The sequence below is a fragment of the Agarivorans sp. QJM3NY_33 genome (assembly GCF_050870865.2).
In the GTDB taxonomy this organism is placed as follows: Bacteria; Pseudomonadota; Gammaproteobacteria; order Enterobacterales; family Celerinatantimonadaceae; genus Agarivorans.
This window is the reverse complement of sequence record NZ_CP194039.2, coordinates 3,869,968-3,884,129: the sequence shown is the minus strand read 5'-3', so window position 1 is coordinate 3,884,129 and position 14,162 is coordinate 3,869,968. Positions and strand designations below refer to the sequence as shown.

Sequence of the window (14,162 nt, the reverse complement as noted above, 5' to 3'; positions counted from 1 at the left end):
TGTGATAATTGATTGCTGAATCACTTTCAGCAGCATTTCACTTGGCTGGTCGAAAGGGCGACAGAGCGCTTGGCTCAGTTATTTATCCGGGTGTTGTAAAGGCACCGCTTGGTCGGGCCTGGTTATTCAGCTTTCGTTGCTTTTTAGGCATTAATAAGCCACCAAAAAATAAAATATTCCTATTTATATCAATTGTTTATATTATTTTTTCTGGATTTTACTTTTGCTGGATTGGTTTTTACTTTTTTGCAATGGTCGAGTCATATTCGGCATATAAGGTTTTGGCTCTTCAAATTTATCACTTACTTATTGCTGACAAAAAATATGACAACATTTGCAAACCATAAAATACAATTGAGCCTGGCTTCACTGCTGATGCTTAGTCTGCTGGGCTGTAATTTTTCTAGCTCTTCATCCCCTTCGCCGACGAAGCCAAATAAGCCTGACGGAGTGGGCCATGAACTCGATGTGGCGATTCCGTCTCGCGTTTATCCTTTGCCAGTCGTCGAGCATGCCGAGCATAATGCTCAAGATCCCGAACGGTTTATGATTGAGCACAACCCTGTAGCCACCATCTTAAATGGATTTAATCGTATCTGGCACCTGGGCTTAGCAGGCTGGCAAAACGATGCAAATGGTGATGGGCCGGAAAGCTTCAAGGAGCAAAAGATCATCGATGCCGATGCCTGGCGACATAATATGAACTACGTGTTGCAAGTGACCGAGCAGCGAACCCCGGAACAAGCCATCGAGAGTTATTCCGATGATCGGCGTAGTAAAAACTACAGCGTCATCGATGGCTTTGGTCCCCTGACTCATGCCTACCTTGCGGGGAGTGGTGCCTATGTCGATCTGGATGTTCCACGGGTGAGCGATGTGCTTGAAAATGAGAACTTCTTTGCGGTTCATAATGATGGTGGCGATTATTCTGGTGATATTCACTCCGACCTAGGCGCAGTGGTGCAGTTGGTGAACGATTTTCGCCAAAATTCGCCAGCTTCGGCGAATGGTTCTAAATATATTTTCTCTAGTCCTCGGCCCTGGCGGATGACGGCATCTGGAGAAGTTGACTATCTGGGGACCTATCTTCATCACTGTGAACAACAGGATGGCAGCACCGAGCAAAGAATTTACGACCGGTATCAGAGTCCGGTGAAGGTATTGCCGGGTCTGCGCTGCGCCGCTCGGCATCATGGAAATGATCCCTTAACTGATGAAGGGGAAAATCGTCGCAAGGACGGTGGTTACCCCAGTGGCCATACCAATGCGGGTTATTTGGCAGCCATGGCCTACGCCTACGCCTTCCCGCAGCGTTATGCAGAGCTGTTGACTCGTGGCTCACAATTGGGTGAGAACCGAATCATTACCGGAATGCATTCTCCCTTAGATGTTATGGGCGCGCGGATACATTTTCAAACGATTGCGGCCTATGCCTTAGGTCAGGACCACATCTATCAGAATGCACAAGCTGCCTATCAGCAAGCGCAAGCGTATTTTGCTGGGCAAGCGCAAGCTGAAGGATTAGAGCTGTATGATTACGCACATCGCTGGGCCGAACATGAGTTAGGTTTATTGATGGCGATAACATTATTGTCGAGGTTGGGAATAATAATCGCTATGCAGATCGTCAGGCGAATAGACGGGTTTATCGTGAACGTTTAACCTACGGGTTTAGCCAAAACCCTCAACTTGCGGGTCAAGCGCCAGAGATCCCGGAAGGTGCGGAACGTTTGTTAGAGACTCGCCAGCCCTATCTGAGTGATATGCAACGTCGTGCGGTGTTATATACCACGGCGCTTGATTCCGGTTACCCTATTTTAGATGACAGCAAAGGTTGGGGCCGACTTGATTTAGTGAGCGCTGCCGATGGTTATGGGGCATTTATCGGCGATGTAACGGTTAATATGGATGCACGTAAGGGCGGTTTTCATGCTCGGGATTGGTGGTATAACGATATCAGCGGGGCCGGCAAACTCACCAAGCAGGGCTCGGGCAGCTTGCATCTTGCCGGTAATAATTCTTACCGCGGCGGCAGCTTAATTGAGCAGGGCAGGATTGTTGCCGAGAGTGCTCATGCGCTAGGTTCAGGTGATGTTTATCTGTTAGATGGCGGTCTAAGCGTGGCTCTGAGCGAGCCTTTAAATATTGCTGGTCACTTTACTCAGGAAGGCGGGATTTTAAAGCTGGTGCCAGGGGCTGATTTTACGCCGGTCAATGTTGTGAAGCAGTTGTTTATTGAGGGGGGAGAACTCCACTTGGATTTAAGCGCGCTGGACTTAAACGCCGGTGATGCAATTCCTCTCATTGAGGCCGGTCAGCGCTATGGTGAGTTTACTCGAGTGGATGCCGGAGACATTGAGCTGCTGCTTGAGTACCGTAATCAGGCGGTGATCGCTCATATTCTCTAAGTCGCTTGAGCAGCCGTCAGCTGGCTCGCCAGAGGCTGGAATGTTGTGGCAGGCTGGGCTCACGATGTGAGGGTTGGCTCGAAGCGTTGGCCCTCGGTACTTGGATAAAGCCGTTGCAGACCAGAGATCTGGCGCGTTGACATAAGGGACCCTGGCGGGTCCCTTTGGCATCGACGTGGGGAGCGACGTGGTTTAGCGCATTTCAAAAAGTTCTTCGTGGAAGTGTTTGAGTGGATAGTGGATGGCGGCGAAGTCACGTCGCAGATCGCCGGAAAAAGCACTGGGGCCGCAGAACCAGGTTTTACGAGCGAATAGATCCCCCACCTCTGCCTGAAGTTGGGCGACACTGAGCCGCGCAGGCAATATTGCTTGCTGTTTACAGCGGTTGATGATCCGCAGGTCGACCCGAGCGCGTTGCGCTTGTTCAATTAAGTTCTCAATCAAGGCCTGATTGGGGGCGCTGGTACAATAATAAAGGATCGCATCTGGACTATCTTTACAGGACTGACGTTCCTCCAAGATGGCTTCAAATGCGGCAATGCCAATGCCGCCGGCGATCCAAAGCTGAGGCGCCGGATCTTTAAATGCCAAATAGCCATAGGGACCCTCGACTCGAAGCTCATCGCCCACTGTTAAGCGCTCTTTCAGGCGGCAGGTAAAATCGCCGAGTTCTTTGATTAAGAACCGCAGTTGCCCACTGTTATTACTGGTGGATGCAATGGTAAAGGGGTGAGGTGGCTCACCGGCAAAACGTAAAAAGGCAAACTGTCCGCTCTGATGGCCTTGCCAGGACGGGACTGCAAGTTGCAGCGCCAGTACTCGATTATCGGGAGCAAAATCAAGTTTGGTAATACGCGCCTGATGTTGACGGGACTTACCGATCAAGCCCAATAAACTCCAAAGTGCGGCCAAAGAGCCTAAGACAGCAAGACCGATACAAATATAGGTGATTGGGTAAGGCCAATAACTGTGTTTAATTAATATGAGCGAATGCATCGCAATCGCCAAATAACAGAGCGACATCAAACGGTGGGATAGTTTAAATTTGTTGTAACGGATCGCGCTAATTAAGGCAATCGCCGCCAGAATAACGAAGGCATAGAAAGCCCATTCACCAATATCTTCGGCGGTATGGCGTAGCGGTTGAATGACGGCATAGAAGGAATCGGGGTTGCGTGGACCATGTGAGCGACTTGGCCGACTGAGAATTTCCCAGCTCACTAGGTATCGTGGAATAATCGACAATAACCAGTGGCAGATCCCGGTCACCAAGGCCGCTATGCCCAACCATTTATGCAGGCGATACGATTTATCTAAACCCTGAGTGAGCCTTTCTACAAAGGCTAACCTTAAAGCCAGGATCATCGTTAGAGTCATTAACGCCAATGCGAGCATGCCACTATATTGCACCAGCGCCGAGCGATATTGAAAGAAGTTGTCATAGGACCAGAGCTGAGGCTCGGCTTGTAACCAAAATGCTGACAAAACGATTAACAATAGCGCTACAGCATAATAAAGCTTTTTCATGGTGGTTCCCAAATACATATCGTCACTTTAAGTTTACTGAATACAATCTTGTAAAACGTCAAGCTATGTAAAGAAATGTAAAACGTCAGCTATTTTTGCGGCGGATAGATTGATGTTCACAGGGAATAGTTGTTTGGTAATGCTCAACGGCAATCATGAGTCGCGACATGTTGAATGATATGAACTGAATGTTGATTTTAGCCTGAGTTTACTTGGTGCAATTATCGATACAGAGAATCAATGAAGGGGGGATGTGGAAGATATATATTCAGGCTGAGTACATTGTTTAATGATTGACGCTTAGGGATAAACGATTGGATGGCATTTGTTTATCCCTATGAAGCGAAGAAGATTACTCAGGCTTACGTTTGCCGGTCATGTAGGCCTCGAGAATTTCCGGCGTGAGTTCACCAGCTTCTTCTAAGCGTTTTAACTCTGCGACAATTTTTTTCTGCTCTTCGATACTAGGAATGGGGAGTTCAGGTTCCTGCTCTATGTTTTCGGGGATTTTAAGATTGTCTAACATGTACTGGTCTCGTTGCTAAAACTAATCGCATAAGTATACCAGTAATTTGTTTGATCATTGCACTGCTTTTATTCCAAACCCTCAGGGCAGGCTTAGCTGTATTAGCGTTATCGAATAAGTCCTTGATCGATCTTAAATTGATTAGAAAACACGATCCCTGGCAAGGTAAGCAGACCGTTTTGTGGTTTTGAAAAAGCAAATATTGGAGGCGCGACATCGAACTTCGAGCCGCTTGTTATCGAAGTGCATTTGACCCTTAATGATGATTTCGGCGCTTGCTTGAGCAGCATTCAGTTGTGCAGCGGGATCAGTGCCAAATCCATCAAGGATCGCTCTAGTAAGAAAGCTGCGGCTGAATTTATTCTCTTTATGTTGGATGGGAAAGTTGCAAAGTCGTTGCTTAGAAAGCTCTATTTTAGAGTTTTCGCTGCGATTACAGATTTGGTTTCGAAGCAACATGCACCGATAGGCCATTATCGCTCATTCATGGACTCTAAATGATAAAAATAATTACTTAGATTTATTTATAGTACTTAATTAAGTTGTCATATTCACCTCCCACACTAAGCGCTGTTAGTCATCTGACCACTATTTATTTAATGCTAATGGAGTAGTAATGACAGCTTCACTTTCTCGTCGTGATTTTTTAATCATGTCTGCCAAAGGCGCAGGCGCAGCAGTAATTTCTTATGGTTTAATGGGCTGTGGTAGCAGTCAAGAGTCGGCAATACCGGTTGAGTTTACCCATGGTGTGGCAAGTGGTGATCCACTGGCCGATGCGGTGATCCTATGGACTCGAGTTACGCCCGCGTATGCGGGAGATATTACCGTTTCCTGGGAAGTGGCCAGCGATGAGGCGTTTACTCAATTGGTGAGCAATGGGCAAATGGTAACCAATGCATCTCGCGATTATACGGTCAAGGTGGATGTGATTGGTTTAGAAGCTGGGAGTCGCTATTTTTATCGTTTTATTAGCGCAGGGCGTCAATCGCCGGTGGGGAAAACCCGCACCTTAGTACAAGGTTCTCCAAGCTCGGTTAAACTGGCGGTAATGTCTTGCTCTAACTATCCTGCGGGGTATTTTAATGTTTATGATTTGGCCGCGCAGCATCAAGACTTAGATGCCGTATTGCACCTTGGGGACTATATTTATGAATATCCGAGAGGCGGCTATGCCAGTGCTAATGCAGAGCAAATCGATCGCCAAGTATTGCCGGTTGGAGAGTTATTTACACTGAGTGATTACCGTACTCGCTATGCTCAATATCACACGGATTTAAGCCTACAAAAACTACATGCACAAGTGCCTTTTATATGCGTTTGGGATGATCATGAGGTCGCGAATGATACCTGGCGTGAGGGGGCCGAAAATCACAATGATGGCGAAGGTGATTTTGAAGAGCGTAAACTGGGGGCCTTACAAGCGTATTTCGAATGGCTTCCGATCCGGCCGTGGACTGAAGGGAATTATCAGGAAATATACCGAAGCTTTAGCTTTGGTGATTTAGTCGATTTACATATGTTAGATACCCGGGTCTTAGCAAGAGACAAGCAACTCGATTACGCGGATTACTTCGATGCTGCGACCGGGAGTTTGGATCAAACCACGCTGACCAGTGACCTGAGTGATCCAACACGTACCATGATTGGTAGTGAACAGCTTCAATGGTTGCAAGATAACGTCTCGGCTAGTGGTGCCCGCTGGCAGGTATTAGGTCAGCAAGTCTTAATGGGGAAAATGCACCTACCGGCAGCGATCGTACTGGGTTTAATGTCGGTTGAAAGCTATGCCTCATTGGGCGCTTTGGCTCAGCTGGCCGCACGTGCAAACGCTGGCGATCCTAGTTTAACTGCCGACGAATTGTCTTACTTAGCCGCTAACGCTGACAAATTGACCACTGAAGTGCTCGCTCAGTTACAGTTGCCGAATATTCCCTATAACTTGGATGCTTGGGATGGCTACGCTGATGAGCGTGAAGCAATATTACAACTCTTTAAGCAGCAATCAAAAAATTTAGTGGTGTTAGCCGGGGATACACATAATGCTTGGGCTAACGATTTAAGTGACGCAAGTTCAGCGGTTGTTGGAGTCGAGTTTGCCACTTCATCGGTGAGCTCTCCCGGCTTAGAAGAGTATTTAGCCATTGATGAAGCTGCGGTGCCGAATGTTGAGGCGGGCCTGGTTTCTTTAATTGACGGTTTAAAATATATGAATGTTAATAATCGTGGTTTCTTAACGGTGACTTTTAGTCAAACCAGCGCCAGTGCAGATTGGTATTTTGTGGATACGATTTTATCCACTCATTATCAGCCATTAACTGCACGCCAAATGAGAGCAACAACGACAGCGGGTCAAGCTGGCCTCACGATGTCTTAAATATAAGCTGTGATATATGGTTGAGTGGTATAGACAGCATTAAACACTGTAAATCTGCACCAACTCCGGCGGTTAAAAAAAGCCTTGGCAATCACCAAGGCTTTATGGAACCGTTTGAACTTAACTGCGGCTGGTTATTTCTAGCAAATGATAACCAAATTGGGTTTTGATTGGGCCATGAACGGTGTTGAGCGCTTCGTTAAATACCACCTGATCAAATTCTGGCACCATGTCGCCTTGGCCAAACTCGCCGAGTTCACCGCCATTGGCGCCTGATGGGCAACTCGAATGTTGCTTTGCAATTTCGGTGAAGGCTGCGCCATTCTCGATTTGCTGTTTCAGTTCTAAACACTGTTGTTCGCTATCAACCAAAATGTGACGAGCACTTGCTCTAGCCATGAACGTTCCTTAAATCTATTGAAATGATGAGCACTACACACCAAGCGAGTACGATGATCTGCAGTGAGAGTGTGCAACTTTAGTTGCAAACTTACTGAGCTGTCAAATTCGCGGAGGCTTTTACCATTATCGGTCTGACTTTCGGCGATTGAGTTTGATGGCTATCTCTGGATGATTGACTGGTTACAGAGGAGCCATATCGGTACTAGGAAAATGATTTTAACTAGCAGGTCTATATGAATCACCAATTGAATGCAGATTTAGTGCATAGGCCAAGCTTGTTTTGGCTTCGATGCTGGTCTTATCAAGGGCTATTTTGAGCATATCATGAGGTGAGTTTAGCTAAGGTGTATATTCGTTCTAGCCAGTTGTGCAGATGTCTGATATATAGATGAAGCATTTTTGCTGTTATTCAAGGCATTTACTAAAAGGAAGCCCCATGTTTGAAGCCATCGACCAAGCCAAAGACGATCCTATTTTATCTTTAGGCGTTGCCTACCAGCAGGATCCTCGTCCTAATAAACTCGACTTAGGTATTGGCGTTTACCGTAACGAGCAGGGCATTACTCCTGTGATGCAGGCGGTCACTTTGGCTTCGGAGCGTTTGTTAGCGGCGCAAACCACTCAAGCCTATCTGGGCTTAGCTGGAAACCAAAGTTATAACCAAGCCATATTAGATCTCTTGTTAGGCGATACGGCTGCGCATGCTCGCTCTATTGCTATGCAAACGCCGGGCGCCAGTGGTGGCTTGCGTTTGTTAGCCGATTTAATCGCCAGTATTCGCCCTGATGCGACGGTGTGGGTATCAACGCCTAGTTATGTGAATCACCAACCGATCATGGAAGCGGCAGGTTTGAAGGTCGCCTATTATCCTTACTTTAACCCGCAGACTAAGCAGGTTGATGAAGCCGCAATGTTAGAACAGGTGGCGAAGCTAGGCCCTAAGGATGTATTGTTGCTCCACGGGTGCTGTCATAATCCTACTGGTGCTGATATTTCTTATGCGGCTTGGCAGCAGATTAATCAGTTGGCGTTAAATCATGGATTTTTGCCTTTTATCGATTTGGCTTATCAGGGCTTTGGTCAAGGGGTCGACGAAGATATCGCAGGGCTTCGACTGTTAGCTGACAGTTTACCTGAATTAGTCATGACTTGTTCTAATTCAAAAAACTTTGGCCTTTACCGTGAGCGGACTGGCGCAGCCATTGTGGTTGGGAAAAGTTTACAGCAAGCGATGAATGCGCGAGGTAAATTATTTGAATTGGCTCGACGTAGTTACACTATGCCACCAAATTGGGGGGCTGCAATTGTGAGCGAAATTTTAGGGGATGAGCAATTGCGAGATTTGTGGCAACAAGAACTGAATGTTATGAGTGTTCGAATGCGCGGCCTTCGCCAAGCCTTAGCCGAAGAGTTTAGAACACAATCTAACAGTGAGCGCTTTGATTATTTAAGTGCTCATCAAGGAATGTTTTCGCTCACTGGTTTTAGTTTTGAGCAAACCGAACAGTTGCGTGAACAGTATGGCATTTACATTGTGGGTGGTGGCCGGATCAATATTGCAGGGCTAGCGCAGCAGTCGATTCCGCAATTAGTGAGTGCTTGTTTGGCGGTTGGTGCTTAGCGACTACCGCGGGCTAAGCTGGTAACTGTAAGCTTTGCAGGCCCTATTGTGAACATTTTGAGCGGCTTTCCTCGAATGGATAGCCGCAGCGTTGCTCTTGGATATTGTTTGCGATCAATGTCGATCTATCTGGGCTTATATCAATCCCACTAATTATCTGTTTACTCTTGCTGGCCTAAATATCACCGCTAGTTGCATTCTGAATCGTGGGAGTAGAACCATGAATTATTGCGCTTCACTCCTCGTTATCGGCAGATTTATTCTGTGCAATAAGCCGATTATATCATTCGTCAGATTGGTATTTGATTTAGTTCGCGACCGGGCTGAGCAAGAAAAGCCTTCATGCCGCTTCAATATCAGCGATTTTGCTACGATTTAAGGTGATTTTATAGCGTTGGTAAATTGGTTCTTGATCACCATCGGCGATGGCCAATATCAGATTAATTTGATAACGACGTTCGATGGATTCTTTGGATATTTTCCCCTTGTCTTCTTGATAAACGACGCCTCGCCCTCCTTCCAAATAACGAGCGAAGGGTCTTAAATTGAAGTACAAGGATTCGTTAATCGCGCTATAACCAGCCCTAAAGTTACGGCCAAACACCCGGCTTTCTATCCGGTAGTGGAGTAATTCTTCAGCTTGGCGATTACGGCGATGGCGGTGGGCGAGTATATCGGCCACTGGCACTGGTAAATGTTTGGTTCTAATATAATCGAGCCAAATTTTTTGCTTGGCAATCAAGGTATTGTTTGCGCTATCGTGTAGTTCTCTAGACCATTTTGCTCGTCCTTTGCTAATCCATCGCCACAGGGCATTTTTTAAGTCTTCTTTAAAGACCTCCCTCACCCCATAAATGGTGGCAAGTACAACTACCATTAAAGCCGTTAAACCACTTAAGGCTCCCTGAGTCTTGATGATTAAACTTAATACCACCACCATGATTAAGGCTGTTGCCAATCCAGTGACAAATTTTCGGCTGGTATTGCCAAGGGCATAGGTCTTTTCTTTAAACACAACGCCGTACTCAATTAGGCGGCGAATTAAACGCATCTTATTGGCAATTCGGTTGGGGTCTTTAATCGTTGCTGTCGAGTTATAGGCTCGCTCGGTACGATAGTTTTTCTCGCTTCGCGTATAATCTAAGATAAGCTTCAGTTGCTCTGAGAATTCACCATTGCGAGGGCGAGTTGCGATGAGTTTCATAAATACTTGTTCGGTATGCCAAGATAAGTAATTGTCGGCATTTTCGAAGTGAGCCAGTTGGGCTGCTCCGGTGGGGGTGCTACGGCGAAACTTTTTCAGCAGAGAACTACTCTGCTCCATCAGACTATTCGCAAGATTGTAGAAATTTTCGATGTCTTGCTCTTTTAACAACAGCTTTAAATCGACGTCGAGTGCAACTGCATATTGATAAGCAAACAGATTTAAGTTGACGCGGTACTCTTCGATGGCCAAATTATTCATGCTGGCAAAACGGCTTTGCAATAAAGGCAAATGTAAGCCAGGGCTGTAATAACTGTGTTTGCTGATGACGTTGCTGGTAAAATAATTGCTTTCTTTTAATGTTTTGGCACTAATCCCCATTTCTTTGGGAAGGGACAGGTACACATCAACCCGTCGATGGGTGTGCATTTCCATTTGGTGGTTAATTTTCACCACCATCTTGTCTTCTTGTTTTAACTGAATATTTGGCAATAAGCTAACCTTAGAGAAATACGAGTAGAGGGAACCGCTTCATTTTTAATGAGAAAATGAAGCGGCTTAGTAATATTGATTATAATACAACTAGTTGGCTTGGCTAAGCGCTGGGTTTATTTTTGTTACCGCTTGGCGTAACTGAGCCGATACGTGGTGAGTTAAAGAGTTTGTTGCTTGTCGTCATTTTAGGAAGAGGTGCCGGCTATCGGACGCGGAACCATTTGGTTTATGTGGATAGGGATAAATCACGCGGTGCGGAGTCAGGCGCAGGCTCTGTAAGGCGCTGCGCCGATTAAAACTTTTCGCTTCAAATGACTCTGTTGTGGTTATCTCTTTTTATTCTTCAGTTAAAACCAATGCTGAATTAATGCGAAGTAAACAGGGATCCCTACCAATACATTGAAGGGAAAAGTAATCGCCAGTGAGGCAGTAAGGGCGACACTCACCTTCGCTTTGGGTAGCGCCACTGCGAGGGCTGCTGGCACTGCGATATAAGAGGCACTGCTACCTAACACCGCTAGCAAACATGTACCGCCTACCGAAAGGCCTATCGCAGCACCAAGCATGGCGCCTAAAAAGCCACCGATCACCGGCATCGCGATACCAAAACTAATTAGAAAGGCACTTTGTTTACGAATATCACGGATCCGTTCGGCTGCCACACGACCCATTTCCAGAAGGAACAAGGCCAGCATCCCATGAAACAGTTCGCCAAAAAATGGCATGATAGATGCCGTTCTAGGCCCCGCCCAAGCGCCGATTGCAAGCCCACCTAACAGCAGTATGACCCCCTTATTCAATAGTGCTTCACGTAGCACTGGCAGCATTTCTTTCCACTTGAATTGGTTTTGCGCGAGTAAAATTCCAACTACAATCGCTGGCACTTCGAGTAGCGCCACAAATAGGGGTAAATAGGCTTCATAAGCGAGCCCCAATGATTGAGCATAGGCAACTGCGACGGCATAGGTGCCAACACTAATTGAGCCATAATGAGCCGCTGTGGCGGCAGCATCTAAGCGTGACCAACCTGCAATAAAATACAATATTGGAAAAGCGAGTAAGGGTAATAGCGCACCAAAGATCATCACCGCGAGTGATTGTGGCAGGATCTCTAAACTACTGTTGGAATGTAATGCCATCCCGCCTTTAAGGCCAATGGCAAGTAGTAAAAAAATCAAGCAGCTTTGATACAAGCCCGAGGGTAATTTTAAATCGCTTTTTATCAGTTTGGCGAATGCCCCTAAAACGAAGAAGCCGACAACAACATCGATTTGCATGCTTAGGGATTCCCGTTGTAGTTTGAGCTAGTCAGGGCATGTGGCGCTTGTCGGTGAATATTTTGCTTGGTTTGTTTGATCAGCTCAATTGACCAAGATATTAAGTTGAGGGCACAAAGGCCTAGTCCCACCATGAGTAATGCGGCACTGGTGAGTTGTTGTTGCCAAGTTGTGATCCCAATGGCGCTTAATATTAAGCCGATACTTAAGCCAAACAAGAGTTGAGTTTTAGTCATTGAATAAGCCCTGTTGATATAGGAACAAGGATTATCTACTTCAATCATAATAGATAAAATTAGATATTAACTATAATATACATAGATAAAAGTCTATGAGTTGTTATATGAACAATCCTTATCGTTCGCATTCTCAAGTGGGAACTGTACGCCAACTAGAGTTGTTGGTTGTGGTGCATGAGCAAGGCAGTATCACTCGTGCTGCGGAAATTTTACATCTCACTCAACCGACGGTGTCGATGCAGCTGAATAAATTAGCAACGACTATCGGCATGTCGCTTTATTACACTTCGGGGAAAAGGCTACATTTTACTGAAGTAGGCAATATGCTTGTAGAATCTGCGCGCGAGATCCTTAAACAGTTTAAGTATCTTGAGATTAAACTCGATAAGTTTAAAGGCTTAGATAGTGGGGTGCTTTCGTTGTCGGTGGTGACCACTGCACAATACTTTATCCCCCGTTTAGTCGGCGATTTTTCAGAGCAATACCCCAATATCAACATCAAATTTAAGGTGGGAAATCGCGCTGAAACTATCACGCGAAGTTTTGCTGACGAAGATGACTTTTATGTATTTAGTCACCCTCCTGAAGATCCCGATTTAGAGTTGATCGATTTTCTACCGAATCGCTTATTGGCGATTGCCCCAGAACATCACCCTTTAACAGAACAAGCACAAGTCTCTCTGGAGCAATTTGTCAGCTACCCTTTTTTAATGCGCGAACCCGGTTCTGGCACCGCCCATGCGATTCATGGTTTTTTAAGGCAGCAGAACTGCCAATTGAATGTACGAATGACGATTGAGAGTAATGAAGCTATAAAATATGCGGTGATGTCGGAACTTGGGGTGTCCATATTATCGGAACACACCTTGAGTTATGGCGGCTTAGAAGGCTTGAGTATTGTCAATGTTGAAAATTTACCAATAGTCACTCAATGGTATCTAGTTCGACGACGCTCTCGTCCGATGTCGCCTATTGCAGAAACGTTTCTGCAATATGTGAAACAGCATGGTTCATTATTACTCGATAAGTGAGTCTCGAGCACCGGCTTATCTGACACAGGTTTTATATATCCCGATACAAACTAAGCTGTTTACTTTGTTGGTTTTGTTGTTATCGATTCTATTGTGATTTAGCCAAACCCTTCGGACTGTTGCTTGCCATCATTTGGTATGGATTTATGGTTTGCTTCAATTGAGTGAAGTCAGTGATAGAATTTGCCTTGTCTTTAGAATCACCAAAATCAATAAGAATTATCTAAATAGATCAATGGACTTTAGGTACACACTGCTTTGTGTGCGACTTGAAAAACCCTTGAGAGAAATCCATTGATTGTGATTACTTCTTAGACCTTAAATCGATTGTTTGCCACTCTGGTTGCCGTATTTGTTAAGAGCGGCAGCGTTTTTCATTTTTACTTTTTTACAGAACGCTGTTCATAAACTAGCCTAAATAATGAATAAACTCATATTGTTTATTTAGTCAGTATTGAGTTGATTATAAAGCCTTATGGGAGTGAAATATGAAAATTATCGTCAGTTTATTAGCCTGCCTTGCTTGGTTTGCTTATGCCAATGAATTTGAGATACCCCTGAAAAATTTTATCGATAGTGAAGTAAAAATGATGATTAAAGATCCGGAGATCATTGACGCAATTAAGCAACAAAATCAAAAAAATATGGATTTAAGTCAAGCGCAGATAGAGCAATTGGATAAAGATTGGCGTAGCCAGGTTGGCCAAGCTAACTCGCCATTGATCGATCGGGTCCTTAATTCGGCAACATCGGCTAAATTGAAGGCCACTCAAGAAAACAGTGAAGGTGTAATTACAGAAATTTTTATTATGGATAACAAAGGGCTCAATGTCGCTCAAAGTGCAATTACTTCAGATTACTGGCAGGGCGATGAGGAAAAATGGCTGGCTACTTATCAGCAAGGGCCAGGGGCCTTTGTGATAGGAGACATTGAAGAAGATGAATCAACTCAAATGTTTCAGTCACAAATCAGTCACAGCATTATTGACCCTGCAAATGGAGAGGTCATTGGGGCGATTACCATCGGTGTAAATGTCGAAGCGATTTAATGTAAT

The 14,162-nt window shown here is 45.4% G+C and carries 13 protein-coding genes; 7 read left to right on the top strand and 6 right to left on the bottom strand.

Translation table 11 applies throughout. The features are described from left to right. The first annotated feature begins 8 nt into the window (after window positions 1-8). The 3 genes from ACRRSY_RS17520 (at window position 9) to ACRRSY_RS17510 (ending at window position 2,408) form a co-directional block, all read left to right on the top strand. Window positions 9-347 carry a hypothetical protein gene (locus ACRRSY_RS17520; RefSeq protein WP_432463720.1) on the top strand — a complete coding sequence of 113 codons (339 nt, stop codon included), beginning with the start codon at window positions 9-11 and terminating at the stop codon, window positions 345-347. Further along, entirely contained in the window at window positions 325-1,662 is a 1,338-nt protein-coding gene (locus tag ACRRSY_RS17515; protein ID WP_432463719.1) for a phosphatase PAP2 family protein, read from the top strand. Before ACRRSY_RS17520 ends, ACRRSY_RS17515 begins: the two co-directional genes overlap by 23 nt. Window positions 1,663-1,730: 68 nt before the next feature. Then, window positions 1,731-2,408 carry an autotransporter-associated beta strand repeat-containing protein gene (locus tag ACRRSY_RS17510; protein ID WP_432463718.1) on the top strand — a complete coding sequence of 226 codons (678 nt, stop codon included), beginning with the start codon at window positions 1,731-1,733 and terminating at the stop codon, window positions 2,406-2,408. A gap of 192 nt (window positions 2,409-2,600) precedes the next feature. Here ACRRSY_RS17510 and ACRRSY_RS17505 read toward each other — a convergent pair whose 3' ends face one another. Together ACRRSY_RS17505 and ACRRSY_RS17500 are read right to left on the bottom strand one after the other, a co-directional pair. Continuing rightward, a complete protein-coding gene (locus ACRRSY_RS17505; protein WP_432463717.1) occupies window positions 2,601-3,935 on the bottom strand; it encodes a ferredoxin reductase family protein in 1,335 nt (444 codons plus the stop codon). A 352-nt stretch (window positions 3,936-4,287) separates the two neighbouring features. After that, the gene (locus tag ACRRSY_RS17500; protein ID WP_432451974.1) at window positions 4,288-4,461 is read right to left on the bottom strand and encodes an ATPase; all 174 of its coding nucleotides are present in this window, start codon (window positions 4,459-4,461) and stop codon (window positions 4,288-4,290) included. Between the two features lie 616 nt (window positions 4,462-5,077). Between ACRRSY_RS17500 and ACRRSY_RS17495 the strand changes: the two genes are divergently transcribed. Then, window positions 5,078-6,838 (top strand): alkaline phosphatase D family protein, encoded by a 1,761-nt coding sequence (locus tag ACRRSY_RS17495; protein WP_432451975.1) that lies wholly within the window; start codon window positions 5,078-5,080, stop codon window positions 6,836-6,838. A gap of 120 nt (window positions 6,839-6,958) precedes the next feature. On the opposite strand, the gene ACRRSY_RS17490 is transcribed toward ACRRSY_RS17495, so the two are convergent. Next, window positions 6,959-7,237, bottom strand: coding sequence for a peptidylprolyl isomerase (locus ACRRSY_RS17490; protein WP_432451976.1), 279 nt, complete (start codon window positions 7,235-7,237; stop codon window positions 6,959-6,961). 439 nt (window positions 7,238-7,676) lie between these two features. Here ACRRSY_RS17490 and ACRRSY_RS17485 point away from each other — a divergent pair, with 439 nt between their 5' ends. Then, window positions 7,677-8,861, top strand: a complete 1,185-nt coding sequence (locus tag ACRRSY_RS17485; protein WP_432451977.1) for an aromatic amino acid transaminase — start codon at window positions 7,677-7,679, stop codon at window positions 8,859-8,861. A gap of 340 nt (window positions 8,862-9,201) precedes the next feature. Here the strand turns inward: ACRRSY_RS17485 and ACRRSY_RS17480 are convergent, their stop codons facing one another. From ACRRSY_RS17480 to ACRRSY_RS17470, 3 genes are all read right to left on the bottom strand, one after another. Then, on the bottom strand, window positions 9,202-10,557 hold the full coding sequence (locus ACRRSY_RS17480) for a hypothetical protein (RefSeq protein WP_432459987.1): 1,356 nt from the start codon (window positions 10,555-10,557) through the stop codon (window positions 9,202-9,204). Between the two features lie 350 nt (window positions 10,558-10,907). Further along, window positions 10,908-11,837 carry a sodium-dependent bicarbonate transport family permease gene (locus tag ACRRSY_RS17475; RefSeq protein WP_432451979.1) on the bottom strand — a complete coding sequence of 310 codons (930 nt, stop codon included), beginning with the start codon at window positions 11,835-11,837 and terminating at the stop codon, window positions 10,908-10,910. Window positions 11,838-11,839: 2 nt separating this feature from the next. Beyond that, window positions 11,840-12,073 (bottom strand): hypothetical protein, encoded by a 234-nt coding sequence (locus tag ACRRSY_RS17470; RefSeq protein ID WP_432459984.1) that lies wholly within the window; start codon window positions 12,071-12,073, stop codon window positions 11,840-11,842. Window positions 12,074-12,180: 107 nt separating this feature from the next. On the opposite strand from ACRRSY_RS17470, the gene ACRRSY_RS17465 reads away from it, so the two are divergent. Next, on the top strand, window positions 12,181-13,107 hold the full coding sequence (locus tag ACRRSY_RS17465; protein WP_432451981.1) for a LysR family transcriptional regulator: 927 nt from the start codon (window positions 12,181-12,183) through the stop codon (window positions 13,105-13,107). Between the two features lie 488 nt (window positions 13,108-13,595). Continuing rightward, window positions 13,596-14,156 carry a PDC sensor domain-containing protein gene (locus ACRRSY_RS17460; RefSeq protein WP_432463716.1) on the top strand — a complete coding sequence of 187 codons (561 nt, stop codon included), beginning with the start codon at window positions 13,596-13,598 and terminating at the stop codon, window positions 14,154-14,156. The last annotated feature ends 6 nt before the right edge of the window (window positions 14,157-14,162 follow it).

What these genes read in the sequence shown, in the direction of transcription:
- ACRRSY_RS17515 (WP_432463719.1), top strand. Translation starts at nt 325, where the DNA reads ATGACAACATTTGCAAACCATAAAATACAATTGAGCCTGGCTTCACTG.
- ACRRSY_RS17505 (WP_432463717.1), bottom strand. Translation starts at nt 3,935, where the DNA reads ATGAAAAAGCTTTATTATGCTGTAGCGCTATTGTTAATCGTTTTGTCA.
- ACRRSY_RS17500 (WP_432451974.1), bottom strand. Translation starts at nt 4,461, where the DNA reads ATGTTAGACAATCTTAAAATCCCCGAAAACATAGAGCAGGAACCTGAA.
- ACRRSY_RS17495 (WP_432451975.1), top strand. Translation starts at nt 5,078, where the DNA reads ATGACAGCTTCACTTTCTCGTCGTGATTTTTTAATCATGTCTGCCAAA.
- ACRRSY_RS17490 (WP_432451976.1), bottom strand. Translation starts at nt 7,237, where the DNA reads ATGGCTAGAGCAAGTGCTCGTCACATTTTGGTTGATAGCGAACAACAG.
- ACRRSY_RS17485 (WP_432451977.1), top strand. Translation starts at nt 7,677, where the DNA reads ATGTTTGAAGCCATCGACCAAGCCAAAGACGATCCTATTTTATCTTTA.
- ACRRSY_RS17475 (WP_432451979.1), bottom strand. Translation starts at nt 11,837, where the DNA reads ATGCAAATCGATGTTGTTGTCGGCTTCTTCGTTTTAGGGGCATTCGCC.
- ACRRSY_RS17470 (WP_432459984.1), bottom strand. Translation starts at nt 12,073, where the DNA reads ATGACTAAAACTCAACTCTTGTTTGGCTTAAGTATCGGCTTAATATTA.
- ACRRSY_RS17465 (WP_432451981.1), top strand. Translation starts at nt 12,181, where the DNA reads ATGAACAATCCTTATCGTTCGCATTCTCAAGTGGGAACTGTACGCCAA.
- ACRRSY_RS17460 (WP_432463716.1), top strand. Translation starts at nt 13,596, where the DNA reads ATGAAAATTATCGTCAGTTTATTAGCCTGCCTTGCTTGGTTTGCTTAT.